The organism is Sphingomonas ginsengisoli An et al. 2013, from assembly GCF_009363895.1.
In the GTDB taxonomy this organism is placed as follows: Bacteria; Pseudomonadota; Alphaproteobacteria; order Sphingomonadales; family Sphingomonadaceae; genus Sphingomicrobium; species Sphingomicrobium ginsengisoli.
This window is the reverse complement of record NZ_CP045434.1, coordinates 1,596,350-1,619,672: the sequence shown is the minus strand read 5'-3', so window position 1 is coordinate 1,619,672 and position 23,323 is coordinate 1,596,350. Positions and strand designations below refer to the sequence as shown.

The following is a 23,323-nucleotide window of genomic DNA, read 5'->3' as shown; positions in this document are numbered from 1 at the left end:
TCTGCCGTTCTTGCGAGTAGACTTAAGTCCGGGCGCGCTCGCGCAACTTGGTCACCGTGGTCGCGTGGCTGATCACCTCGACGTCGGTCTTGCAGTGGAGGAGGCGGATGCCCTTGCGGCCGAGCGCGTCCTGCAGCGCGGGACCGAATTCCTCGGTCCGCTCGACTGTGGCCGCCCAGCCGCCGAATGCCCGCGCCAGCGCCGCGAAGTCCGGATTGGTGAGCGTGGTCGCCGATAGCCGCGCGGGATAGTCGCGCTCCTGATGCATGCGGATGGTGCCGTAGGCGCCATTGTCGACGATCAGCACGAGAAGGTCGGCGCCATATTGCGCTGCGGTCGCCAGCTCCTGTCCGTTCATCAGGAAGTCGCCGTCCCCCGCGACGCACAGCACTTGCCGATCACGGAAGCGAAGCGCGGCGGCGACCGCGGCGGGGAGGCCATAGCCCATCGTTCCACTGGTCGGCGCGAGCTGGGTCGGGGTCGCGCCGTAGCGCCAGTAGCGGTGCACCCAGCCCGAGAAATTGCCCGCGCCGTTGCAGACGATCGTGTCGGCCGGCAGCGCTTCGCGCAGCTGCTTGATGCATGGCCCGAGGTCGAGGGTCACCCCTTCGCGCGGCGATGATTCGCTCCACTCGAGCCACTCGGCGTGCGCCTCGTCGCCGGCGCCGAAGCGGACCAGCTCGGGCTCGGCCCATGCGTCGATCGCCTGCGCGAACTCACCCATGTCACCGACGATCGGCAGGTCGGCGTGATAGACCCGGCCGAGCTCGTTGGGATCGGGATGGACGTGGACGATCGTCTGCCCCGGATGGTCGGGGGTGATCAGCGTGTAGCCGTCAGTGGTCGCCTCGCCGAGCCGGGCGCCGACCACCAGCAGCAGGTCGGCCTCGCGGATGCGCTGCTGAAGCTTGGGGTTGGGTCCGTAGCCGAGGTTGCCGGCATAGACCCGGCAGTCGTTGGAAACCGCGTCCTGGCGGCGGAAGGCGGCAGCGGTGGGGATGCCGTGGCGCGCCGCGAAGTTTGCGAAGTGATGCGCCGCGCACGGGCTCCAGTCGGCACCCCCGACGATCGCCACCGGCGCGGCGGCTTCCTTGAGCAATTCGAACAGCGTGGCGATGGCGGCAGGGTCGGGGCTCTCGACCACTGGCGGGACGGGCGGGCGGTCGGGCACGCTGACCTCGTCGCGCAGCATGTCCTCAGGGATCGCCAGCACCACCGGTCCGGGCCGGCCGCTGGTCGCGACGCGATAGGCGCGGGCGACATATTCGGGGATTCGCCGCGCGTCGTCGATCCGCGCCGCCCATTTGGCGATCGGGCCGAAGAAAGCGGGGAAGTCGATTTCCTGAAAGCCCTCGCGATCCTTGTCGCCGCGATCGAGGTCGCCGACGAACATGATGAGCGGGGTCGAATCCTGAAAGGCTACATGGACACCCGCGCTGGCGTTGGTCGCGCCCGGGCCGCGGGTGACGAACGCGACGCCCGGGCGCCCGGTCAGCTTGCCGTCGGCGTCAGCCATGTAGGCGACCCCGCCTTCCTGGCGGCAGACCACGGTCTCGATGCCCGGCGTGTCGTGCAGCGCGTCGAGCACCGCGAGGAAGCTTTCGCCCGGAACGGTGAAGATGCGGTCGCAGCCGTTGATGACCAGCTGGTCGACCAGCAGGCGGCCGCCGGTGCGGGCGGGGGAGGTGTCGCTCATGGCCCCGGCTCTAGACCGCGGCCAGCCGCTCCTCAACCAGCCGGATTGCCGCCGCCACCGACTCGTCGCGATCGAGCTTGCTGGTGTCGAGCAGGATCGCGTCCGCCGCCTGGCGAAGCGGCGCGGCCGAGCGATGGCTGTCGCGCTCGTCGCGCGCCTCGATGTCGAGCAGGACGTCGGCGAGATGCGCGCTCACTTCGCGGCCCTGGAGTTCGGCCAGCCGCCGCTCGGCGCGGACCTGGGCGGAGGCGGTGACAAACAGCTTGGCCGTCGCTTGCGGAGCGATCACCGTGCCGATGTCGCGCCCGTCGAGCACCGCGCCGCCGGCCTGCGCGGCGAAATCGCGCTGGCGCTCGAGCAATGCTGCGCGAACGCCCGGATAGGTCGAGATGCGGCTGGCGATCCCGCCGACCGTCTCGCTGCGCAATTCCTCGTCGCCCATCAGCCCGGCGACCCCGTCGCAGGCGCGCAGCGCGGCGAACTCGCTGTCGGGGTCGAGCCCGCGGCGCAGCAGGTTGAGCGCCACCGCGCGGTAGAGCAGCCCCGTATCCATGTGCGGCAGCCCGAAATGCGCGGCGAGCGCGCGGGCGATGGTCCCCTTGCCGCTGGCTGCGGGACCGTCCACGGCGATGACGAAATGCGAGGGCTGCGGCACGGGCGCGGCTTTGACAGCCACCCCCCGCTATGGCAAGGCGCCGCCCGATTTGGTCCGGGCCTGCCGCCCTTGGGCCTCAATGATAATTGGAGTTTTCCATGGTGAAGCCCGAGTGGGGTCACAAGCGCACCTGTCCCAAGTGCTCGACCCGTTTCTACGACCTCGGAAAGGACGATCCGGTGACCTGCATCCATTGCGGCACCGCCTTTACGCCCGAGCCCGTGCTCAAGTCCAAGCAGCCGCTACCGTTCGAGGCTGCCCCGGCGCAGGCCGCGCCCGAGCAGAATGCCGACGAGGATCTGGGTGCCGAGGATCTGGCGCTGCCCGACGAGGACGAGGAGCCGAGCGCCGACGATGAAGTCGATATCGGCACCGGCGACGACGACCTCGGCGTGGAGACCGCGGCGGACGACGACGAGAACAGCTGATTTGAGGTTTGACCCGCGTCGCAAAATCCCTAAAGGCGCGGGGGACGGGGCCGTAGCTCAGCTGGGAGAGCGTCGCAATGGCATTGCGAAGGTCAGGGGTTCGATCCCCCTCGGCTCCACCATCCTTCTAATGGATGAACAAAAAGGCCGCCCACTCGGGCGGCCTTTTTGTTTCGTGACTCAATCTTCGGACGAGCCGTTCGCTCGAACAACAAAAAGGCGGCGGCGTCTTCCGACGCCGCCGCCCCTTGTTCGAGCCAGTGGCTCGCGAAACTCTTACGAGTTCGCGCCGCTCAGGCTGTTCGAAACACCCTTGAAGGTGGTGCTCAGCTGGTTGCCGACCGCGCCCAGCGCGGTGATGCAGGCAACGGCGATCAGAGCGGCGATCAGGCCGTACTCGATCGCGGTGGCACCCTCTTCGTTCTTACGGATCTTCTTGAGAATCTTCAGCATGTCCGGTCTCCTAGTTCCACTCACCTGGGCCTTGAGGCCCCACCGGCGGTCCATCAGGAGCCCGTCGGTCAGGAGTGTTTCTACGAGTCGACCGTTGATAAGCGGTTAAAAGCGCTCCTTAATTTCCATTTACGAATTTTTCGGCGCGCAAACCCGCTATTATAGACGGTCCAACAGGCGCTGCGCGTTCTTCATCACATCGTCGACCCAATGGCCCGGATCGACGTCCCAGTCGGCTGGAAGCGGGCTCTTGCGCTGCGGCGGCGGGATGCGCTGCGGCGGCTGATAGTCGCCAGGCAATGACGAAGCGTTGCGCCCGTCGATCGCCAGCGCCGGCGCCATGAACGAGCGCCAGATCGCCGCCGGCGCGCTGCCCCCGCTCATCGAATGCGCCATCGGCTTGTTGTCGTCGCGCCCGACCCACACCCCGACCACGAGGTCGCCGGCGAAGCCGACGAACAATGCGTCGCGATTGTCCTGACTGGTCCCGGTCTTGCCGAACGTCGGCGTCGCCAGTGCCGCGCGGCGGCCGGTGCCCTCGTTGGCCGCCGCCCACAACAGGTCGAGCATCGGCTTCCAGTCACGGTTGCGGTCGAGCTGCCCGCCTTGGGTAAAGAAGAGCGATGAGAGCTGACTGTTGTCGCCGCCATCCTTCGTTGCTTGCGGCGGCAGGCCAAGCGCGTGGACCGGATAGCGCCCGCTCGCCACCGCGGCATAAGCGCTGGTCAACTCGAGCAAGCTGACCCCGGCGGTGCCGAGCGCGACGCTGGGCGAATTGGGCAAGGGGGTCGAAATGCCGAGGTCGCGCGCGGCGCGCAGCACGTTCTGGCGACCGACCGCTTCCGACAGGCGCACCGAGGCGGCGTTGCTCGAGCGAGCGAAGGCCTCCTTCATGGTGATCGGGCCGCGATAGATGCCGTCACTATTGGCGGGCGACCAGCCGTCGATCTTGATCGGCGTGTCGGACAACTTGCTGTCGGGGGTCCAGCCCGCCCGCAACGCGGCGAGGTAAACGAACAATTTGAAGGTGCTGCCCGGCTGGCGGCGCCCTTGGGTCGCGCGGTTGAAAGGCGAGGCTTTGTAGCTGGTGCCGCCGACCATCGCGACCACCCGGCCGTCGGGCCGCATCGCAACCAGCGCCGCCTGCGCGCCGCCGATCTGGGCGTTGGCGACGGCGCGGCTGGCGAGCCGCTGCAGACGCGAATCGAGCGTCGTGTTGACCCGCACCTCACCGAAATTGGCGGCGACCGCGTCGGCCGCTTGCGGCGCCACCCAGTCGGCGAAGTAGGTGCCGGTTGGGACCTTCGCGTCGACGATCACCGGGCGGGCCGAGGCGGCGGCACGGGCGCGGCCGATAGTGATGACGTGGGTGTCCGCCATCTCCTGCAGCACCAGTCGCGACCGCTTCTGCGCTGCGGCGAGATTGTGGGTCGGCGCCAGTCGCGACGGCGCCTGGACCATGCCGGCGAGCATCGCCGACTGCGCCAGCGTCAGATTTTCGGGGTCGCGCCCGAAATAGTGATGCGCGGCGGCGCGCAGGCCGTAGACGCCGTCGCCGAAATAGACCGACGACAGATAGCGCGAGAGGATTTCGTCCTTGGTCAGCCACGCCTCGAGCCAGAAGGCGATGATCACCTCCTGCGCCTTGCGCTTCAAATTGCGGTCGGCCGACAGAAAGCTGGTCTTGGCGAGCTGCTGGGTGATCGTGCTGCCGCCCTGGCGCACGCCGCCGGCATGGAGGTTGGTGAGCAGCGCCCGCCCGATGGAGCGCGGATCGATCCCCCAGTGCGAATAGAAGCGCCGGTCCTCGATCGCGACGAAGGCAGCCGGCGTGTATTTGGTGAGCTTGGCGACGGCGACCGGCGCTTCCTTTATCGCGCCGCGGCGGGCGATCGGCTGGCCGTCGGCCGAAACGATCAGCATCGCCGGGCTCGGCAACGGCTCGAGCGCGCGACCGAGCGGGGCGGTGAACACCAGCCACAGGATCGTGATCAGCAGTAGCGCGAAGAAGGCGGTCAGGCTCCACCGCAGCCAGCGCCAGCGACGCCGCCGCGGCGGCAGCGCCTCGTGTGCTTCCGACTCGACCTCGGGCGCGAACGGATCGGGCAATTCCTCGACCGGGGTGCCGGCACGGCTCAGCCAGGGAGAATCGCGGTCAGCCATGCGCTCGTCGACACCTCTTCGTACTGACCTAGGCGACTAATACAGTTCGGCGGGCTTGTGAAGGCTTGGGCCGACGCGCGGCAGCCGCTAGGACATCGCAGATGAACCGAAGCCGTCTTCTGCTGCCCGTGGCGCTGGCCGCAGCGCTGGCGCTGCTCGGCGGCTGCCACAGGAAGGAGACCGGAGCGGTCCGGGCGCTGGTCGTCGGCGCAACACCGACGCTGGTCGATCCGGCGGCCGGACCGGTCGATGCGCCGCAGGCGGTGCTGCTCGGCAATGTCGCGCAGGGACTGGTGCGGTTCGACGGCGACGGCAACATCGTCGGCGGGCTGGCAGAACGCTGGAACGTGTCGGACGACGGCTTGCTCTACATCTTCCGGCTACAGAGCGGGGCTTGGCCTGGCGGCAAGAAGATCACCGCGCAGGACGTCGCGCGACTGATTCGGCGGGAAATCGCCAAGGGCAGCCGCAACAGCCTCAAGGACACCGTCGGCGCGGTCACCCAAGTGGTGGCAATGACCGACCGGGTGCTGGCGATCCAGCTGTTCGCTCCGCGCCCGCATCTGCTCCAGTTGCTCGCCCAGCCCGAATTCGCGCTTGTCCGCGAGGGCGGGGGAAGCGGGCCGTTCGCGCTGTCGCGGCAGGGCAATTGGCTCCAGCTCAGCCGAACGCTGCCAACGGGGGAGGATGAGGAGCCGCAGGTCGAGCGGGTGATGCTGACCGCCGGCACCACTTCGGCCGGGGTGCGGGCGTTCGCCGACCGCAAGCTCGACCTGGTGCTTGGCGGGACGTTTGCCGATCTCCCGCAGACTGGTGCGGTGAAGCTGCCGCGCGGCACGCTGCGCTTCGATCCGGCGGCGGGGCTGTTCGGGTTAATGCCGGCGCGGGGCGACGGCCTGCTCGCGGACCGCGCGGTGCGCGACCTGCTCGACAGGGCGATCGACCGGACAGCGCTGGTCGCCGCCTTGGGCGTCCCCGATCTCCAGCCGCGCGCCTCGATCCTCGAAGGCGGACTGGACGGCAACATCGCGCCCGCCACCCCGGCGTGGGCGGGCCAGTCGCTCGCCGACCGGCTCCCCGGCCTCCTCGCCGAGGCCCGGCGGCTGTTACCTCGCAAGGCCGGGGACCCACCGCCAATAATCCGAGTGGCGGTGCCGCAATCTCCGGGCGGCGCAGCGCTGCTTCAGCGGCTGCGGACCGACTGGCGCCGGCTCGGGCTGATGGTGGCCTGGGCCGACGACCCCGACGAGGCCGACCTCAAGCTGGTCGACTGGGTCGCGCCGTCGATCTCGCCCGCGTGGTATCTGCGCTCGTTCCGCTGTGGCGCGGTGCCGATCTGTGAGCCGCAGGCTGAAGCCCCGCTCGAAGCGGCGCGCGCGACGCTCAGCGTCAACGATCGTAACCGGTTCCTTGGCGACGCCGAGCGGCTGATGCGCAATTCGGTGCTGTTCATCCCGCTGGCCGCACCGGTCCGCTGGTCGCTCGTCCGCGACCTGCCCGGATTTAACGAGAACCGTTTCGCTCGCCATTCATTGACTGATCTTAGATATGGGAGCGGTCAGCGATGATGGCGTCGGAAACGAAGGGTAGCGGCATGAACCGCTTCAAAGTGTCGAACGAGCCGCAGGCCGTCCGCGACCGCATCGACGGGTTGGAGCATCTGCTCGAGCGGCTGGTGGTGATCCCGGGTATCAATCGCCCGGTCGGTCTCGACGTGGTGCTCGATTTCGTGCCGGTAGTCGGGCCGACGGTCGCCGCCGGGCTCGGCGCCTATCTCGCTTGGGAGGCGCGCAACCTTGGCATGTCGAAGTGGCAGATGGCGCGGATGGGTGGCAACATCGGCATCGACTGGCTGCTCGGCATGATCCCGTTCGTCGGGGCGGTGCCCGACTTCTTCTTCCGCTCGAACACCCGCAACCTGCGGATGATCCGTCGGCACCTCGACCGCCACCATCCGGAGACGGCGACGATCGAGGGTCGAGCCGAACGGCTCTAGCGGTAGTAGCAACGGCGGTTGGCGGTCAGCGACCGGTCAATCGCCCGGCCGGCGAGCGCACCACCAACGGCACCGCCGGCAGTGCCGAGAAGGCCGTGACCAAGGATGCTGCGGCCGACCAACGCGCCGCCGACACCGCCGGCAATCAGGCCCGCACTGCCCTTCGAGCGGCGGCAGACCTTCTGACCGTAATAGGTCGAATGGCGATAGTGGTGCCGGCGCGCGTCCGCCGGGGCGGCGCTGAAGGCGGTGACGACGACCGCGAGGGCGGAGGCGCTGAGCAGAATGCGGGACATGGACGTTCCTTTCGGTTTATATGACTCCCGAAACTAACGCCACGGAAGCGCGAAGCGTTCCCGCTCGCTTAATCGCGTACCGGAACGACCGCCTCGCCTTGGTCGCTGCTGAGTATCGGGCGGCCGACGTCACCCTGGCCGACGGTGCGCCCCGCCATCTCGAGCATCCGCTCGAGCGGTACCCGCGCCTTGTCCATCAGCTCGGGCGAAAGTTCGACCCGCGGCTCGAGATCGCGCAGCGCGACGTACAATTTCTCGAGCGTATTCAGCGCCATGTAGGGGCACATGTTGCAGTTGCAGTTGCCGTCGCCGCCGGGGACCCCGATGAACGTCTTGCCCGGCGCCGCCTTCTCCATCTGGTGGATGATGTGCGGCTCGGTCGCGACCAGGATCACGTCGCTCGGTGAATTGACCGCGAAGTCGAGGATCGCGCGGGTCGAGCCGACGTGGTCGGCATGGTCGACGATGTGCGGCGGGCATTCGGGATGCGCCGCCACCGGCGCGCCGGGATATTGCGCCTTCAGCTTGAGCAATTCGGTCTCGGAAAAAGCCTGGTGGACGATGCAGATGCCCGGCCACAAGAGCATTTCGCGCCCGGTCTTGCGTGCCAGATAGCCGCCGAGGTGCCGGTCGGGGCCAAAGATGATCTTCTGCTCCTTGGGGATTTGGCTGAGGATGACGTCGGCGCTCGACGAGGTGACGATGATGTCGCTCAAGGCTTTCACCGCCGCCGAGCAATTGATGTAGGTCAGCGCGATATGGTCCGGGTGCGCTGCCCGGAAAGCGGCGAACTGGTCGGGCGGGCAGCTGTCCTCGAGGCTGCAGCCGGCATCCATGTCGGGCAGGATGACCGTCTTGTCGGGGCTCAGGATCTTCGCCGTCTCGGCCATGAAGCGGACGCCGCAAAAGGCGATCACGTCGGCGTCGGTCGCCGCCGCCTTGCGGCTGAGGTCGAGGCTGTCGCCGACGAAGTCCGCAAGGTCCTGAATCTCGGGCTTCTGATAGTAATGCGCGAGGATGACGGCATTTCGCTCGGTCTTGAGGCGCTCGATCTCGCCCAGCAGGTCAACGCCCTTCAAGCTGGTGGTCGATGCGGTCACTTGGGCTCTCCCGGGCGGACGCCATGCCCGCCCGAGCGAGGTAGTCGCGGCGTCAGCGCATCGCAATGCTGGCGGCGAGTTGTGCGGTCACCGGCAGCCGCGAGGCGATTTCGATCAGCAGGTGCGCGCCGACCAGCATCCCGGCAACCACCAGCGTCGCCGGGTGCACCTGGCCTAGCTGCCGGCGGTCGTGGCGGGCGATCACCGCCAGCATCGCCAATTGCACCGCCAGCGCGAGCATTTCGCCCCAGGTCTGGCCGAGCAGCGGCATCGGCAGCAGTCGGCCGAGCGCCGGTTCGGCGATGACGAAGCCCGTGCCGATCATCAGCCGGCGATGCCACTGCACCTGCTTGCGATAGGCTATTCCCAGTACGACCATCAGCGCGAAGGCGGCGATGTCGATCTGGTTCAGGGCGAGGAAGAAGGCCGGAGTGAAGAAGGGCGGCGCAATGCCCAGTGCGATCGCGTGGATTCCGGTGTAACTGCCGACCACCACGATCCCGGCGGCGAGCGCGACGGTCACCCAGCCCAGCGTCCGGTGCAACTGCACCTGCATCCGGCTGATGAGCACGCTCTGAAGAACGAACATTCCCAGCCAGCTGACCATCAAGCCGCCGTGCAAATGGAGAAAGGCGGGCACGGTGCGGACGTCGACGAAGCCGCGCAGCTCGAACTGGATGAAGCCGAACAGGATGAAGACGGCGAGGAAGATGGCGAAGCGCGTGAAGAAGCGCTGGTCGGCCATGTAGCCGCGCCCACGCGAGGCGGGTGCGGCGTTTGCGGCATGCGTTGCCATGATGAGAAGTCCCCTTGCAAGCGCACAAGGCCTAGTCCCCAACCCGGCGCGCCGGGCTCGTTTACCACCTTTTTCCGCTGATTGTCAGCGTTTTTGGAGGCCGAGCACTTCTTCGATCGAGCGGCTGACGTCCCACCGTTCGGCGGGCCGGCCGTCAGCGGGGAAGATCACTTCCACGTTCACGGGTTCGCCCGTTGCGACCTCGAGCGGGCCGCGCAGATTGGCCGCCACCGCCTTGCGCGCCTGTTCGCGCGCCGCGGCGAGATTCTCGGGCTTGAGCGCCTCGGCCTGCGCCTGGCGCCGCGCGCCGACCGCGACACCCTGGCTCATCTGCTCCTGCATGGTGCGGGTGATGACCAGCCCGCCAAGGTCGGTCTTGCGGCGGCTGGCGTCGACGTTGGGCGCATCGGGCGTCACCTCGGGCACCCGCACACGCAGGGTCCGGCTGGCCGGATCCCAGATGTAATCGTCGAGCCCGAGCTGACGCATGTCGACGAAATAGGCCACGCTCCACGGCTGGGTGACCGTCATCCGCCCTTCGAGCAGCTCGAACGGCCCGCCCTTGACGTTGCTCGTGGTGCGCACGTCGCCGCTCAGTCGATAGACCTGGAGCGCATTGCGCGGCTCGCGCAGCGCCACCGCGATCCGCTCGAGCTTGACGTTGGCGCCTTCGTCGACCGCTTTGTCGTGTCCGGCGCGATAGGTCAGCACCAGCGCGACGATGACGATCACCGCCAGCAGCAGCCCGAGGGGCGACCGCAGCTGTCCAGCCTCGTTCACGCGTTCGTCTGCCATCGGTTTCCTGAGCGGACGACCTTGCCTTGTTGTTCCAGCGCGATGAGGTGGGCGAGCGCGGTCGCTTCGGCCGCCGGGATCAGCCGCGGGTCGAGGCCGGGGTAGGCGCGGGCGGTTAGCGCCGGGAGCGACGTCGCCCCATCCTCGCCGAGCAATCGCAGCAATTGCCGCTCGCGCTGGAGCCGGTGGTTGATCATCCCGCGCACCAGCCGCTGCGGATCGGCGACCGGCTCGCCGTGGGCCGGATAATAGACGCGGTCGTGCGGCCGTTCGCGCAAGCGGATCAGGCTGGCGACATAGGCCGCCATGTCGCCGTCGGGCGGAATGACGACGCTGGTCGACCAGCCCATCACATGGTCGCCACTGAACAAGATGCCCGCGGCCTCGTCGGCGAAGCAGAGGTGATTGCTGGTGTGCCCGGGGGTGTGGATGGCAGTCAGTGTACGCCGGTCGACCATCACGCTCTCGCCGTCGGCGGGCACTCGGTCGGGCGCATAGTCCCGGTCGAAACCGGCTTCCTGCTCGCCATCGACCACCAGTGGCGCACAGCCGATCACCGGCGCGCCCGTCAACTCCGCAAGCGGCCCGGCACCAGGCGAATGGTCCTTGTGGGTGTGAGTGACGAGGATTGCCGCGACCGGACGTCCGCCGATCGCCGCCACCAGCGCGTCGAGATGCGCGGGGTCGGCCGGGCCGGGGTCGATCACCGCCAATTCGCTGCGACCGACTAGATGCACTTGCGTCCCGGTGAAGGTGTATGGGGAAGGGTTGGGCGCGAGCACCCGCGCCACGCCCGGCTCGACCTCGATCAGCTGTCCATAGGGCGCGTCCACGCCGGCGGGCTTAGCAGCTTGGCGCGTCGGCGGAAGGGTGGCGCTCAGTGCGGCGCCGGCGGCGTCCATGCCTGGGCAGCAGCGGCGGCAATCAGTAGGATTATGGTCGAACTCCCGATGTGGGCCGACGAACGGCAATCCTTACTTCAGCAATACCGCCGCTGAGCAGATCAGATGCGCACCGCCGATGCACCGAGTTGCGGCACGGTTTCGCGCCCTGCCAGCCGACGCCGATTCTGCGCCGCGGGAATAACCTCTCCGAACAAGACGTCCATGCTGTGCCGCCAGGTGAACTCGCCGGCGACATAGTCCCGCGCCATCCGCCCCATTTGGATTCGGTCCGACTGCCACACCTCGACGATGTTGGCCGCCATCGCCCCGGCATCGCCGACCGGCCCCAATAGCCCCATCCCCGGTCGCACCCGCTCGGGCATCGCGCCGCCGTTGACGCCGACTACCGGCAGACCCGACGCCTGGGCCTCAATCACCGAAACACCGAAGGTCTCGTTGGCCATCGCCGACACGTAAATGTCGCTTGATGCCAGCCAGCGGGCGAGCGCGGTCCGGTCGGTGACGAACCCCGGCATGATGATGCGCGGGTCGTCGTGCTTGGCGATCTGCTCGAGCATCGGACCCTGGCCGAGCAGCACCAGTCGCGCGTCGAGCTCCCGCGCTAGCTGGCGGAACGCCTCGACCACCACGTCGGGGCGTTTCTCGACGTCCATCCTGCCAACGTAGATTAGCAGCGGCTGGTCGTTCCTTAACCCAAATTCTGCGCGCAGCGCCGGATCGCGGCGGTCGGGCCCGAAATCGTCAAGCGCGACCCCGAGTGGCAGGATGTGCACCGGGTCGACCCCGAGCGCGCGCAAGCGGGTGCCACCGCCCGCGTCGGACAGCGCATAGACCGCGTCGAACTGGCGATAGAGCTTGCCGCAATAGCTGTAGCAGAGCGAGCCAGCCGCCCGGCCGACCCGTTGGCCGAACACCTTGGACAGCGGTCGCTCGGCATAGACGGTCGGAAAATCGGTCATGTAGCCGGCGACAACGGCGGTGTCGGGGAAACGGCGACGATGGCCCAGCGCGACCCACGGCAGGTTATAGGCGTCCTGGCATTCGATCACGTCCGGTTGAAACCGCTCGAGCGCCGCGCGAACCGCGCCATTGCGCAGCAGCAGCCGATAATTGGGGCTGAACGGCACGTGCGGGGACTTGATCCACACGGTGATCGCGCGGCCGCCGTCGTTCTCCTCAATCCCGTCATGGTCGCCCGGCAGGATCATCAAATGCCGGTGCGGTGTTTCGGCGAGGATATGGGCGCGCTTGGCGCGAAGATAGGTGCCGACACCGCCGCCGACCGCCGACCAACTCTGGGTCAGGTCGCACAGCAGGCGCGGGGGAGCGGCCGCGGCTGGGCTCATCGCTCCCAAACCTGTCGGAAATTCTGACAATCGGTCGAGCGTGCTGGCGACAGCCGCATGAATAATCCCCTGTTTTTCGCCACTCTCACGAGTTTGGCACGCAGCCTGCTACTAGGTAGCTGTCCACATTGGTTCCACGCCAATCGGAAGGGACGGCACTCCGGTTCTCTGGTCCCGGGTCGCCGTCCCTTCTTCGTTTTGCGGAACGCTACGCCCTAACGCAGCTAGGCCGCCGGGGTGCCGAGCAGCTGCTTCAGCTCGCCGCTCTCGTACATTTCCATCATGATGTCGGACCCGCCGACGAACTCGCCGTTGACGTAGAGCTGGGGGATGGTCGGCCAATCGGAATAGGCCTTGATGCCCTGGCGGACCTCGGGATCCTGGAGGACGTCGACGGTCTGATAATCGGCACCGAGCCGGTCGAGAATCGCCACCGCCCGGCTCGAAAAGCCGCATTGCGGGAAGAATTGAGTGCCCTTCATGAACAGGACGACCGGGCTGGCCTTCACCAGTTCGTCGATCTTGGTGGACGCGTCAGTCATTGATGTTCTCCGTCGAAGGCACTGCGGTTTCGAGCTGCAATGCGTGAAGCTCTTCCCCCATTCGCCCCCCGAGCGCGCGATAGACCAGCTGGTGCTGGCGGACGCGCGGCATTCCGGCGAAGGCGGCGCTGACCACCCGCGCCGCATAATGATCGCCGTCGCCGGCGAGGTCGCGGATTGTCACCTCGGCGTCCGGTAGCGCGGCGCGGATCAGTCCGGCGATGTCGTCGGCCGCCATCGGCACGGCGGCTAGTTCCCCGCCATCAGCTGGCGGCGGGCTTCGTCGGCCTTGTGGCCGAGCTGCTCGCGGATAGTCGCTTCGTCGCTCTCGACCCCGGCGCTGGTGAGATCGCCGAGCACCTTGCGGATGACGTCCTCGTCGCCCGCTTCCTCGAATTCGGCACGGACCACGTCCTTGGCATAGGCGTCGGCCTCGACCTCGGACAGGCCCATCAGCCCCGCCGCCCACTGCCCGAGCAGGCGGTTGCGCCGCGCGACGAGGCGAAACTTCATTTCCTCGTCATGCGCGAACTTGGCCTCGAAGGCGCGCTCGCGGTCGTCGAAGGTGGTCATGGAAGGGCATTCCCCGTGAAGGTTGATCGGGTCGCAGATAGGGGCGGAGGCCCCCCAACTCAACTCAAGCGGGCTAGAGCTCAACCACCAGCTTGCCGATCACCTGACGCGCGGCCATCGCGGCGATCGCCTCACCCGCGCGATCGAGCGAAAAGGTGCCGCTGACCCTGGGAGCGATCTTGCCCGCATCCCACAACTCAAACAGCTCGGCGACATGCGCGGCGTTGGCTTCGGGATCGCGCATCGCGAACGCGCCCCAGAAGACGCCGCAGACATCGCAGCTTTTCAGCAGGGTAAGGTTCAGCGGCAATTTGGGGATGCCGGCGGGGAAGCCCACCACCAGATAGCGGCCTTGCCAGGCGATGCTGCGCAGCGCGGGCTCGGCATAGTCGCCGCCGACGGGATCGTAGATGACGTCGGCGCCGGCCGGACCGACCGCCGCCTTGAACTGCTCGGCGAGCGCTTTTTGCCCGTCGCGATCGAACGGTCCGCGCGGATAGACGATTGCCTCGTCCGCGCCGGCCTCGCGCGCCGCCTGCGCTTTCTCCTCGCTCGACACGGCGGCGATCACGCGCGCGCCCCGCGCCTTGCCGAGTTCGACGGCCGCCAGCCCGACCCCGCCCGCGGCGCCGAGCACCAGCAGAGTCTGTCCCGCCTCGAGCCGGCCGCGGTCCCACAGCGCGTGGATGCTGGTCGCATAGGTCAGCAGCAGCGCCGCGCCGTCGGTAAAGCTGCGCCCCTCCGGCAGGCGGAAGGCGCTGCGGGACGAAATCACGATCTCTTCGGCCAACCCGCCATAGCCCGGCACCGCAATCAGCCGGTCGCCAACCTGCCAGTCGTCGACTTGCTCGCCGACGCCAATCACCTCGCCCGCGATCTCGCCGCCGGGCGCGAACGGCCGCGGCGGCTTCAACTGATATTTGTCCTCGATGATCAGCACGTCGGGGTAGTTGATCGCCGCCGCGCGCACCCGCACCAGCAGTTCGCCCTTGCCCGGTGTGGGTGAAGGGAGGTCGGTGACCCGAAGGGTGTCGGGGCCGCCCGGGGCCGTGCTCAGCAGTGCGCGCATCATCACCTCGTCATTGCGAGCGAAGCGAAGCAATCCAGTTCACTTGAGCCCGGAGAAGAAAGAGTGGATTGCCGCGTCGCTGCGCTCCTCGCAATGACGAACTAAGCCCCGGCTCGGTAATCCGCGGTCACCACCCCGGCTTCGGCCAGCTCCGCCTCGTGCCCGGCCTCGCGATAGGGCTCGGCCAGTGCCGCTTCCTCCCACGCGCGCATCGCCGGCTCCGCCAGCATCTGCTCGACCCACGCGCTTCCGAGCGGCCCCATCTCGAGCCCGTAGGTGCGGATGCGGAACACGACCGGGGCGAAGAAGGCATCGGCGGCGGTAAAATGCCCGCCAGCCAGATAGGGCCCGCCAAACCGCGCCAGCCCATCCTCGAAGATCTCGGCGATCCGCTCGACGTCGCGCGCCAGCGCCGCGCTCGCGGGCCGCGGCTTGACCCGCACCCCGACGTTCATCGTGCAGTCGTTCCGCAGCGCCGCAAACCCGCTGTGCATCTCGCAGGTGACGCTCTGCGCCCACACCCGCGCCGCCATTTCGCGCGGCCACACCGCCTCGTGCCGGTCGGCGAGATGAAGCACAATCGCCAGACTGCCCCACACGGTGTGCGCGCCGTCGATCAGGCACGGCACCGTCCCGCCTGGGCTGAACGCCCGGAACGCCGCCCGGTTGTCGAGCCCGGCGAACTGGACCAGCTCCTCTTCGAACGGAATGCCGAGCGTGGTCATCAGCACCCACGGGCGCAGCGACCAGCTCGAATAATTCTTGTTGGCGACGATCAGCTTCATCGCGCGTCCTTCAATCCTCGAAGTGAGCCGTCGTCTTGGCCTTGACCTCGTCCGCGCTCACGTCCGGCGCGGTCTCGAGCAGCCGGAACGGGCTGTGATGGTTGGGCCGCGCGAACACCGCCAGATCGGTGATGATCATGTCGACGACATTCTTGCCGGTCAGCGGCAAGGTGCAGTCGGGGATGAACTTCGGGCTGCCGTCCTTGGAAACATGCTCCATCACCACGATGATCTTCTTGACCCCAGCGACGAGGTCCATCGCCCCGCCCATGCCCTTGATCATCTTGCCCGGCACCATCCAGTTGGCGAGATCGCCCGCCTGGCTGACCTCCATCCCGCCGAGCACGGCGAGATCGATATGCCCGCCGCGAATCATCGCGAAGCTGTCGGCGCTGGAGAAATAGCTCGTCTTGTCGAGCTGGCTGACGGTCTGCTTGCCGGCATTGATGAGGTCGGGATCGACCTCGTCATCGAACGGAAACGGCCCGATGCCGAGCATCCCGTTCTCCGACTGCAGCGTCACTTCCATGCCCGCGGGGACGTGGTTGGCGACCAGCGTCGGAATCCCGATGCCGAGGTTGACGTAGAAGCCGTCCTCGAGCTCCTTGGCGGCGCGCGCCGCCATTTCGTCGCGGGTCCAGGGCATCAGTTTGTGTTCCTTGGATGGGAAAGGTCGACGGGTGCGTCCGTCGGGGACTCGCGTTCAGCGTCCAATCCGGACCAAATTCGACGTTCAGCTTCCTGCTCTGAAACGTTCACGCAGGCAGCATAAGCCTTCGCGCCGTGGCGAACGCAGTCGGCAAGGGCAATTCCGAGCAGAAACGGATCGGCACCGAGCTTCGGCGGGTCGATCAGACAGATGACCGCGTCTTCCTTGCTTCTCCACATACGAAGAAACTCCTCGGCATCTCGTAAGAGTGGACCGCAATCGGAGATGTCGAGTTGACCGGCAATGCTGGGCTTGGTCTTCCCAAACATCACGCCGCCGCTCTTTCCCGCACGGTGCGGAACTCGATCTTCTTGTCGTACGGCGCGCCGAGGATCAGGCGGTTGACGTAGATGCTCGGCAAATGGATCGCGTCGGGGTCGAGGCTGCCGACCGGCACGATCTCCTCGACTTCGGCGACGCAGACCTTGCCGCAGGTGGCGGCGGGCGCGTTGAAGTTGCGCGCGGTCTTGCGGAAGATGAGGTTGCCGCTCTCGTCGGCCTTCCAGCCCTTGATGATGGCGAGGTCGGCGCGAATGCCGCGCTCGAGGATATAGTCCTCGCCGTCGAAGCTCTTCACTTCCTTGCCCTCGGCGACCTGGGTGCCGACGCCGGTCTTGGTGTAGAAGCCCGGAATGCCCGCGCCGCCGGCGCGCATCCGCTCGGCCAGCGTCCCCTGCGGGCAGAATTCGACCTCGAGTTCGCCGGCCAGATACTGCCGCTCGAACTCCTTATTCTCGCCGACATAGGACGAGATCATCTTCTTCACCTGCCGCGTGCGCAGCAGCTTGCCGAGCCCTTCGTTGTCGATCCCCGCGTTGTTCGACGCGATGGTCAGCTCCTTGACCCCGCTCGCCTGGATCGCGTCGATCAGCCGCTCGGGAATGCCGCACAGGCCGAACCCGCCGGCGGCGATGGTCATGCCGTCGCGCAACAGCCCGTCGAGCGCGGCGGTGGCGTCGGAAAATATCTTCTGGGCCAAGGGTCAGCCGCTCCTTACTCGAATTCGGCGGGCGTCAGCCCTTCCTGTTGCAATGCGCGCCCGACCGCGGCCCGCTCGACCACCCGGCCGACCAGCGCAGACCAGCGCGGATAGACGCTCATGTCGAACTTGGCCCGCCTCGCCCAGCGGTAGAACACCGCTGCATAGCTGTCGGCGGCGGTGAATCCGTCGCCCGCCAGCCAGCCCGCGCCGCACAGGTCGTCGAGCTCGTTGAAATGGCTGGTCAGCGCGGCGCGGCCGCCTTCCTGAATGCCCGCGTGGATCGCATCGTCGGGCGAGAAGCGGCCGGGCCGGAAGAGCTGGGCAAAGGCCGGGTGAACGGTGCTTCCGAACCAGCCGAGCAGCTGGTTGGTGTGCGCGCGGGCAAAGGCATCGCTCACCGGCACCGATCCTTCGGCCCGATAGGTGTCGCCGACCCAGTTCAGGATGGCGACATTCTCGGTGATCGTGCCGGCGTCGGCGACCAGCGCCGGAACCCGTCCGTGCGGATTGACCTTGAGATAGTCGTCGCGGTGCTGCTCGCCCTCGGAGAGGTCAAGCCGCCGCGCCTCATAGTCGGCACCGGCCTCCTCAAGCGCGATGTGGCTCACGAGCGAGCAGGCGCCGGGCGAATAGAAGAGGGTGAGCATCGCGCTTACCCGCGCAGCTTGGAGACCACGCCCTGCAGCTGCATCGCGTTCGACATGTCGCCCTCGACCTTCAATTTGCCGGTCATGAAGGCGGTCATTCCGTCGAGCTGGCCGGCGGCCATCGCCTGCCAGTCGGCCCAGCTGACCTTGATGGTGGTGTCTGCGTTGCCGTTGTCTTCGCTAACCGTGTTCGAGGTGCCGTCGAGCATGATCGTGCCCTCGTCGCCGAAGTCGAGCTTGACCGTCTTGCCGGGAAGATACGCGTTCGACTCCTGCATCTTCTGCACCAGTTCCTGCTTGGTCATTTCGCGCACTCCTCCGGATGGTCGAATGGTCCCGGCGGTAGCTTGGCGGCCAAAGACCGGCAAGGGGTGCAGCGCGCCGCAACGTGCGGTAAGGGGTGGCATGGCGATGAGCGAGGGCGAGCAGAGCGACGATCGGCGGCGCGGGGTGCTGACGCTGATCAGCGGCTGGCTGGTGATCGCGGTCGCCGCGGTCACCTTCGCGCTCCCGCTCGGCGATCCGCGCCATGCCGGGACGATGATCGGGCTGCTGCTGCTCGCCGCCGGCGCGATCGAGATTGCGGCCGGCAGCCAGCGCGAAGCGGCATTGCTGCCCTCAGTCGCGGCCGGGGCGCTGACGATCGGGGCCGGCGGCCTCTTCCTCACCGGGGAATGGCGCGGGCTGGTCCCGGCGGTGAACATCATCGCCATCTGGCTGGCGCTGCGCAGTGTGGTGCTGCTGGTGGCGACCTTGCGCGCGGGCACCTCGTCGATCCGTAAATGGACCGCAATCGCTGCTGCGACCGACTTCCTGCTCGCCGTGCTGCTGTTCGTCGGCGTGTCGATCGCCAGCCTCGTCTACAATCTGTTCGGCCCGACCGAGCAATTGGTCGCCAGCTTCTCGTGGATCCTGGCGTTGAGCTTCCTCGCCACCGGCACGATGCTGCTCGAGGTCGCCAATTGCGAGCGCGACGGCGCCGCCTGAGCCGGGCTCAGTCGCCTCGCCTGAGCAAGCGCCAGGCAAGCACTCCCCAGCCACCGATCATCGACAGTCCGCCAAGCGGGGTCACCGCGCCAAGCCAGCGCGGCCCGCCGAGCGCCATCGCGTAGAGCGTCGCCGCGAACACGACCGCGCCGCCGCTGAGCAGCATCGCGGGCAACCGCAGTTTGGGCTGTCCGGCCAGCCCCAGCGCGACCACCGCGACGGCATGGGGCAGCAGATATTGCCCGGCGGTCTGCCACCAGCCGAGCTGCTCGGGTGCCAGCCGACTCTTCAGCGCATGCGCGCCGAACGCCCCCAGCGCGACCGCGATGGCGGCGAGCAGCGCGCCCGCCGCGGCGGTCCGCTCGCCCTTCACGCCTGGTGGATCGCCTTGGTCACCTGATAGCTCGCCAGCCCTTCGGGGCCGCCTTCGGATCCGGTGCCCGAATTCTTGATCCCTCCGAACGGTGCGTCGGCAACCGAGATGGCGAAGGTGTTGATGCCGACCATCCCGCTCTCGATCGCGTCGCCCATCAGATTGGCGCGGCGGCCGTTCTCGGTGAAGACGAAGGCGGCAAGGCCGTAGGGCAGGCGGTTGGCCTGTTCGAGCGCCTCGTCGTCATGAACGAAGCTGCGCATCAGCGCGACGGGGCCGAACGGCTCATGGTTCATCACGTCGGCCTCGAGCGGCACATCGGCGAGCACGGTCGGCTGGAAGAAATAGCCCCCGTCGCCCGGCTCGCCCCCGGCCAGCACCGCAGCGCCTTTGGCCTTGGCGTCTTCGACAAGCTGCTGGATCGCGGGAAGGCGGCGCTGATTGGCGAGCGGGCCCATCGCAGTGCCCTCCGCCATGCCGTTGCCCATCTTCACCTTGGCCGTCCGCTCGGCGAAGCCGCGCTTGAAAGCGTCGTAGATGCCTTCCTGAACGTAGAAGCGGGTGGGGGACACGCAGACCTGCCCGGCATTGCGGAATTTCTGCGGCACCACCGCGTCGAGCGTCTTGTCGAGGTCGCAATCGTCGAACACCAGCACCGGGGCGTGCCCGCCCAGCTCCATGGTGATCCGCTTCATGCCGTCGGCGGCGAGTGTCATCAGATGCTTGCCGACCGGGATCGACCCGGTGAAGCTGATCTTGCGGATGACCTTGCTGCCGATCAGCTGGCGGCTGACCGTGTCGGGCACGCCGTGGACCAGCTGGAACACGCCCTTGGGGATCCCGGCATCAGCGAGCGCCCGCGCCATCGCCCCGGTGCAGCCCGGGGTCTCCTCGGGCGGCTTGGAGATGACGGTGCAGCCCGCCGCCAGCGCCGCGGCGACCTTCTTTGCGAGCAGGTAGATCGGGAAATTCCACGGCGTGAAGGTCGCGGTTGGCCCGACCGGCTGCGGGATGACGATCGAGCGCTGTCCTGCGGGGCGCACCAGCACCCGGCCGTAGGAGCGCTTGGCCTCCTCGGCGTAATAATCGAACAGTTGCGCGGCGCCGTAGACCTCGCCGATCGCCTCGGGCAGCGGCTTGCCCTGCTCCTGCGTCAGCAACGCGCCGATCGCCGGGCCCCGCTCGCGCAGCAGCGCCGCCGCCTGGTGGAGGATCGCCCCGCGTGCCTCGACGTCGGTCGCGCGCCACGCCGGCCACGCCCGCTCGGCGGCGGCGAGCGCTTCCTCGAGATCGCCGGTCGAGGCGAGCGGCACTTGGGCGATCGCGTCGCCGGTCGCCGGGTTGATCACGGGGGCGCAATCGCCGCCTTCGCCGGCACGCCAGCTCCCGTCGATGAACAGTTTGAGGTCGGTATCGTAGGTCGCGGTATCGGTCATCGCGCCGATCTAGGCCTCCGCCGGGGCGGAGCCAAGCCCGCGTGTCGCCTCAGTCGACCGTTGGGGGCGGATCGAGGAACAGCCCGCCCGCTTCGTTGCCGAGCGTCCATTGCAGGCGCCCGCGCAGCGTTTCGCCCTTGTCGAGCCGAAGCTCGATCTCGTCGCCTTCGCGGAGATCGTCAAAGTGCTCGAGCCGGAACCCGCGCGCCGAGACGTCCTTGACGGTGACCTTTGATTGATGGCCGTCGGCGGAGACAAGAACCGCCGCATATTCGACGCCAACACGCGGTCCACGAGCCATCATCTCTCCACGCTAACGAACTCGGTTGCAGATTCGGACCGATGTTTAATTACAGTTAATGCAAAATTGAAAGCCTCAATCGTGGTAGCTTGCGGTTTTCTGTTTGCACCGGCCAGCGCCTCGGCTTGTCTCTGCACGAGTGCTGCGCTAAGGGCGCCGGGCCTGACGGACGGTGCGATCCGCGGGCAGCCCGTATCCTCGTCATGCTCGCCAGGCCGCAGTGCCGCCGTTCGAGTATGCCGGCCGCTCGGCTCTGGCCATGCGGCACCTCGGTCCCGGGCTGTTCGCATGCATCGTCCGTGCGGGTGTTTCGTCGGCGTGGTGCCGGTGGAACTTTGTCAGCAACGCTTGCCAGGTCCGCCAGATGGAAAGCCGTGCCAATCTTGGCCCGGCTGGCGGCATACCGACCGAGCACGAACGAAAGAATATCGATGGCCACTACGGCTTTTCCGACCCGCGACGATTTCGCGGCCATGCTCAATGAATCGCTCGGCGGCGAGAACGAGGCCTTCGAGGGCCGCGTCGTCAAGGGCACCGTCACCGGGATCGAGAATGACCTCGCCGTCATCGACGTCGGCCTGAAGAGTGAGGGCCGCGTGCCCCTGCGCGAATTCGCCGCGCCGGGTCAGAAGGCCGAGCTCAAGGTGGGTGACGAGGTCGAGGTGTTCGTCGACCGCGTCGAGAACGCCAATGGCGAAGCGATGCTCAGCCGCGACCGCGCCCGCCGCGAAGCCGCCTGGGACAAGCTCGAGAAGGAATTCGAAGCCGGCAACCGCGTCGACGGCGTGATCTTCGGCCGGGTCAAGGGCGGCTTCACCGTCGACCTCGGCGGCGCCGTGGCGTTCCTGCCCGGCAGCCAGGTCGACATCCGCCCGGTCCGCGACGTGCAGCCGCTGATGGACCTGCCGCAGCCGTTCCAGGTCCTCAAGATGGACCGTCGCCGCGGCAACATTGTCGTGTCGCGCCGCGCCATCCTCGAGGAAACTCGCGCCGAGCAGCGTTCGGGCCTCATCCAGAGCCTGGCCGAGGGCCAGATCATCGAGGGCGTGGTCAAGAACATCACCGACTACGGCGCGTTCGTCGACCTCGGCGGCATCGACGGCCTGCTTCACGTCACCGACATCAGCTACAAGCGCGTCAACCACCCGTCGGAAGTGCTCAACATCGGTGACACGGTGAAGGTGCAGATCATCCGCATCAACCGTGAGACCCAGCGCATCAGCCTCGGCATGAAGCAGCTCGAGAGCGATCCGTGGGAGGGCGCTTCGGCCAAATATCCGATCGACGGTACCTTCCGTGGGCGCGTCACCAACATCACCGAATATGGCGCCTTCGTCGAGCTCGAGCCGGGCATCGAGGGCCTCGTCCACGTCTCGGAGATGAGCTGGACCAAGAAGAACGTCCACCCGGGCAAGATCGTCAGCACTTCGCAGGAAGTCGACGTCAAGGTCCTTGAGGTCGACGAAGAGAAGCGTCGCATCTCGCTCGGCCTCAAGCAGGCCCAGTCGAACCCGTGGCACGACTTCGCCGACAAGCACCCGGTCGGCTCGACCGTCGAGGGCGAAGTCAAGAACGCGACCGAGTTCGGCCTGTTCATCGGCCTCGACGGCGACGTCGACGGCATGGTCCATATGTCGGACATCGCCTGGGGCGTGTCGGGCGAGGAAGCGCTGCAGCTCCACCACAAGGGTGAGCAGGTGCAGGCCGTCGTCCTCGACGTCGACGTCGAGAAGGAGCGCATCAGCCTCGGCATGAAGCAGCTCGAGCGCGGCGGTGTCGCGGCGGGCGGCACCGGCACCGGCGCCAACAAGGGCGAGACAGTCACCGTGACCGTGCTCGAGGTTCGCGACGGCGGGCTCGAAGTGCAGATCGGCGACGATGGCGCGACCGGCTTCATCAAGCGCACCGACCTCGGCCGCGACCGCGACGAGCAGCGTCCGGAGCGCTTCCAGGTCGGCCAGAAGTTCGACGCTCAGGTCACCGGCTTCGACCGGTCGAAGAAGCCGACCTTCTCGATCAAGGCGCTGCAGATCGCCGAAGAGAAGCAGGCGGTAGCCCAGTACGGCTCGAGCGACAGCGGCGCGAGCCTCGGCGACATCCTTGGCCAGGCGCTCAAGGAAGCCCAGGGCAAGACCAAGAAGTAAGCGGGAAGGGGCGCGTCGCAGGACCTGCGGCGCGCCCTTTTTCTTGCCTCAGCTAAGGGTGGGTTGCGTGGCGACCCGAATCCTGACAGCCTGCGGAGGCAGGGGTAAGCGTTTCTTTTAGCAGCCGAACAAGTGAGGACAGGCGG

General features: G+C 67.5%; 28 protein-coding genes and 1 tRNA gene. 6 read left to right on the top strand and 23 right to left on the bottom strand.

The annotated features are described in order from the left end of the window. Positions 1 to 22: 22 nt before the first annotated feature. Both GCU42_RS07795 and cmk read right to left on the bottom strand, forming a co-directional pair. Entirely contained in the window at positions 23 to 1,696 is a 1,674-nt protein-coding gene (locus GCU42_RS07795) for a thiamine pyrophosphate-binding protein (RefSeq protein WP_114226994.1), read from the bottom strand. Positions 1,697 to 1,706: 10 nt separating this feature from the next. Beyond that, positions 1,707 to 2,351: a (d)CMP kinase gene (gene cmk, locus GCU42_RS07790; protein WP_114226993.1), complete on the bottom strand. Its 645-nt coding sequence runs from the start codon at positions 2,349 to 2,351 to the stop codon at positions 1,707 to 1,709. 98 nt (positions 2,352 to 2,449) lie between these two features. Between cmk and GCU42_RS07785 the strand changes: the two genes are divergently transcribed. Both GCU42_RS07785 and GCU42_RS07780 read left to right on the top strand, forming a co-directional pair. Further along, positions 2,450 to 2,779: a TIGR02300 family protein gene (locus GCU42_RS07785; protein WP_114226992.1), complete on the top strand. Its 330-nt coding sequence runs from the start codon at positions 2,450 to 2,452 to the stop codon at positions 2,777 to 2,779. 46 nt (positions 2,780 to 2,825) lie between these two features. Further along, positions 2,826 to 2,901, top strand: a tRNA-Ala gene (locus tag GCU42_RS07780). A gap of 154 nt (positions 2,902 to 3,055) precedes the next feature. Here GCU42_RS07780 and GCU42_RS07775 read toward each other — a convergent pair. Then, entirely contained in the window at positions 3,056 to 3,229 is a 174-nt protein-coding gene (locus tag GCU42_RS07775) for a Flp family type IVb pilin (RefSeq protein WP_114227778.1), read from the bottom strand. Positions 3,230 to 3,391: 162 nt separating this feature from the next. Beyond that, a complete protein-coding gene (locus GCU42_RS07770; protein WP_114226991.1) occupies positions 3,392 to 5,395 on the bottom strand; it encodes a transglycosylase domain-containing protein in 2,004 nt (667 codons plus the stop codon). A gap of 101 nt (positions 5,396 to 5,496) precedes the next feature. On the opposite strand from GCU42_RS07770, the gene GCU42_RS07765 reads away from it, so the two are divergent. After that, entirely contained in the window at positions 5,497 to 6,963 is a 1,467-nt protein-coding gene (locus tag GCU42_RS07765; RefSeq protein WP_114226990.1) for an ABC transporter substrate-binding protein, read from the top strand. Between the two features lie 26 nt (positions 6,964 to 6,989). Beyond that, positions 6,990 to 7,391, top strand: coding sequence for a DUF4112 domain-containing protein (locus GCU42_RS07760; RefSeq protein WP_114227777.1), 402 nt, complete (start codon positions 6,990 to 6,992; stop codon positions 7,389 to 7,391). On the opposite strand, the gene GCU42_RS07755 is transcribed toward GCU42_RS07760, so the two are convergent. The 16 genes from GCU42_RS07755 to GCU42_RS07680 form a co-directional block, all read right to left on the bottom strand. Then, positions 7,388 to 7,687, bottom strand: coding sequence for a hypothetical protein (locus tag GCU42_RS07755; RefSeq protein WP_114226989.1), 300 nt, complete (start codon positions 7,685 to 7,687; stop codon positions 7,388 to 7,390). The genes GCU42_RS07760 and GCU42_RS07755 overlap by 4 nt on opposite strands. A gap of 68 nt (positions 7,688 to 7,755) precedes the next feature. Beyond that, positions 7,756 to 8,787 carry a quinolinate synthase NadA gene (gene nadA, locus GCU42_RS07750; RefSeq protein ID WP_114226988.1) on the bottom strand — a complete coding sequence of 344 codons (1,032 nt, stop codon included), beginning with the start codon at positions 8,785 to 8,787 and terminating at the stop codon, positions 7,756 to 7,758. Between the two features lie 52 nt (positions 8,788 to 8,839). Next, complete coding sequence (locus GCU42_RS07745) at positions 8,840 to 9,583, bottom strand: hypothetical protein (RefSeq protein ID WP_114226987.1); 744 nt, start codon at positions 9,581 to 9,583, stop codon at positions 8,840 to 8,842. 84 nt (positions 9,584 to 9,667) lie between these two features. Beyond that, a complete protein-coding gene (locus tag GCU42_RS07740) occupies positions 9,668 to 10,378 on the bottom strand; it encodes a DUF4230 domain-containing protein (RefSeq protein ID WP_152569498.1) in 711 nt (236 codons plus the stop codon). Further along, positions 10,360 to 11,280, bottom strand: a complete 921-nt coding sequence (locus GCU42_RS07735; RefSeq protein WP_114226985.1) for an MBL fold metallo-hydrolase — start codon at positions 11,278 to 11,280, stop codon at positions 10,360 to 10,362. Before GCU42_RS07735 ends, GCU42_RS07740 begins: the two co-directional genes overlap by 19 nt. A 101-nt stretch (positions 11,281 to 11,381) precedes the next feature. Beyond that, entirely contained in the window at positions 11,382 to 12,629 is a 1,248-nt protein-coding gene (locus tag GCU42_RS07730; protein ID WP_114226984.1) for a glycosyltransferase, read from the bottom strand. A gap of 224 nt (positions 12,630 to 12,853) precedes the next feature. Further along, on the bottom strand, positions 12,854 to 13,171 hold the full coding sequence (grxD, locus tag GCU42_RS07725; protein ID WP_114226983.1) for a Grx4 family monothiol glutaredoxin: 318 nt from the start codon (positions 13,169 to 13,171) through the stop codon (positions 12,854 to 12,856). Next, positions 13,164 to 13,415 (bottom strand): BolA family protein, encoded by a 252-nt coding sequence (locus tag GCU42_RS07720; protein WP_114226982.1) that lies wholly within the window; start codon positions 13,413 to 13,415, stop codon positions 13,164 to 13,166. Before GCU42_RS07720 ends, grxD begins: the two co-directional genes overlap by 8 nt. A gap of 5 nt (positions 13,416 to 13,420) precedes the next feature. Further along, on the bottom strand, positions 13,421 to 13,744 hold the full coding sequence (locus GCU42_RS07715) for a DUF1476 domain-containing protein (protein WP_114226981.1): 324 nt from the start codon (positions 13,742 to 13,744) through the stop codon (positions 13,421 to 13,423). A gap of 73 nt (positions 13,745 to 13,817) precedes the next feature. After that, the gene (locus GCU42_RS07710) at positions 13,818 to 14,813 is read right to left on the bottom strand and encodes an NADPH:quinone oxidoreductase family protein (protein WP_205214976.1); all 996 of its coding nucleotides are present in this window, start codon (positions 14,811 to 14,813) and stop codon (positions 13,818 to 13,820) included. Positions 14,814 to 14,914: 101 nt separating this feature from the next. Continuing rightward, the gene (locus GCU42_RS07705) at positions 14,915 to 15,598 is read right to left on the bottom strand and encodes a glutathione S-transferase family protein (protein WP_114226980.1); all 684 of its coding nucleotides are present in this window, start codon (positions 15,596 to 15,598) and stop codon (positions 14,915 to 14,917) included. 10 nt (positions 15,599 to 15,608) lie between these two features. Further along, entirely contained in the window at positions 15,609 to 16,244 is a 636-nt protein-coding gene (locus GCU42_RS07700; RefSeq protein WP_114226979.1) for a CoA transferase subunit B, read from the bottom strand. Continuing rightward, the gene (locus tag GCU42_RS07695; RefSeq protein WP_114226978.1) at positions 16,244 to 16,576 is read right to left on the bottom strand and encodes a DUF5076 domain-containing protein; all 333 of its coding nucleotides are present in this window, start codon (positions 16,574 to 16,576) and stop codon (positions 16,244 to 16,246) included. The genes GCU42_RS07700 and GCU42_RS07695 overlap by 1 nt, the downstream gene beginning before the upstream one ends. Further along, positions 16,576 to 17,226, bottom strand: coding sequence for a CoA transferase subunit A (locus GCU42_RS07690; protein ID WP_425505011.1), 651 nt, complete (start codon positions 17,224 to 17,226; stop codon positions 16,576 to 16,578). Before GCU42_RS07690 ends, GCU42_RS07695 begins: the two co-directional genes overlap by 1 nt. 74 nt (positions 17,227 to 17,300) lie before the next feature. Further along, positions 17,301 to 17,936 (bottom strand): glutathione S-transferase family protein, encoded by a 636-nt coding sequence (locus GCU42_RS07685; RefSeq protein ID WP_114226976.1) that lies wholly within the window; start codon positions 17,934 to 17,936, stop codon positions 17,301 to 17,303. A gap of 5 nt (positions 17,937 to 17,941) precedes the next feature. Then, positions 17,942 to 18,241: an SCP2 sterol-binding domain-containing protein gene (locus GCU42_RS07680; RefSeq protein ID WP_114226975.1), complete on the bottom strand. Its 300-nt coding sequence runs from the start codon at positions 18,239 to 18,241 to the stop codon at positions 17,942 to 17,944. A gap of 106 nt (positions 18,242 to 18,347) precedes the next feature. On the opposite strand from GCU42_RS07680, the gene GCU42_RS07675 reads away from it, so the two are divergent. Then, positions 18,348 to 18,923: a hypothetical protein gene (locus GCU42_RS07675; protein ID WP_114226974.1), complete on the top strand. Its 576-nt coding sequence runs from the start codon at positions 18,348 to 18,350 to the stop codon at positions 18,921 to 18,923. Positions 18,924 to 18,930: 7 nt separating this feature from the next. Here GCU42_RS07675 and GCU42_RS07670 read toward each other — a convergent pair whose 3' ends face one another. The 3 genes from GCU42_RS07670 to GCU42_RS07660 are packed head-to-tail and all read right to left on the bottom strand — an operon-like array spanning position 18,931 to position 21,036. Continuing rightward, complete coding sequence (locus tag GCU42_RS07670; RefSeq protein ID WP_114226973.1) at positions 18,931 to 19,296, bottom strand: DUF423 domain-containing protein; 366 nt, start codon at positions 19,294 to 19,296, stop codon at positions 18,931 to 18,933. Beyond that, entirely contained in the window at positions 19,293 to 20,732 is a 1,440-nt protein-coding gene (locus GCU42_RS07665; protein WP_114226972.1) for an NAD-dependent succinate-semialdehyde dehydrogenase, read from the bottom strand. The genes GCU42_RS07670 and GCU42_RS07665 overlap by 4 nt, the downstream gene beginning before the upstream one ends. Positions 20,733 to 20,781: 49 nt before the next feature. Further along, a complete protein-coding gene (locus GCU42_RS07660; RefSeq protein ID WP_114226971.1) occupies positions 20,782 to 21,036 on the bottom strand; it encodes a PilZ domain-containing protein in 255 nt (84 codons plus the stop codon). A 428-nt stretch (positions 21,037 to 21,464) separates the two neighbouring features. On the opposite strand from GCU42_RS07660, the gene rpsA reads away from it, so the two are divergent. Beyond that, complete coding sequence (rpsA, locus tag GCU42_RS07655) at positions 21,465 to 23,177, top strand: 30S ribosomal protein S1 (RefSeq protein WP_114226970.1); 1,713 nt, start codon at positions 21,465 to 21,467, stop codon at positions 23,175 to 23,177. Positions 23,178 to 23,323 lie beyond the last annotated feature (146 nt).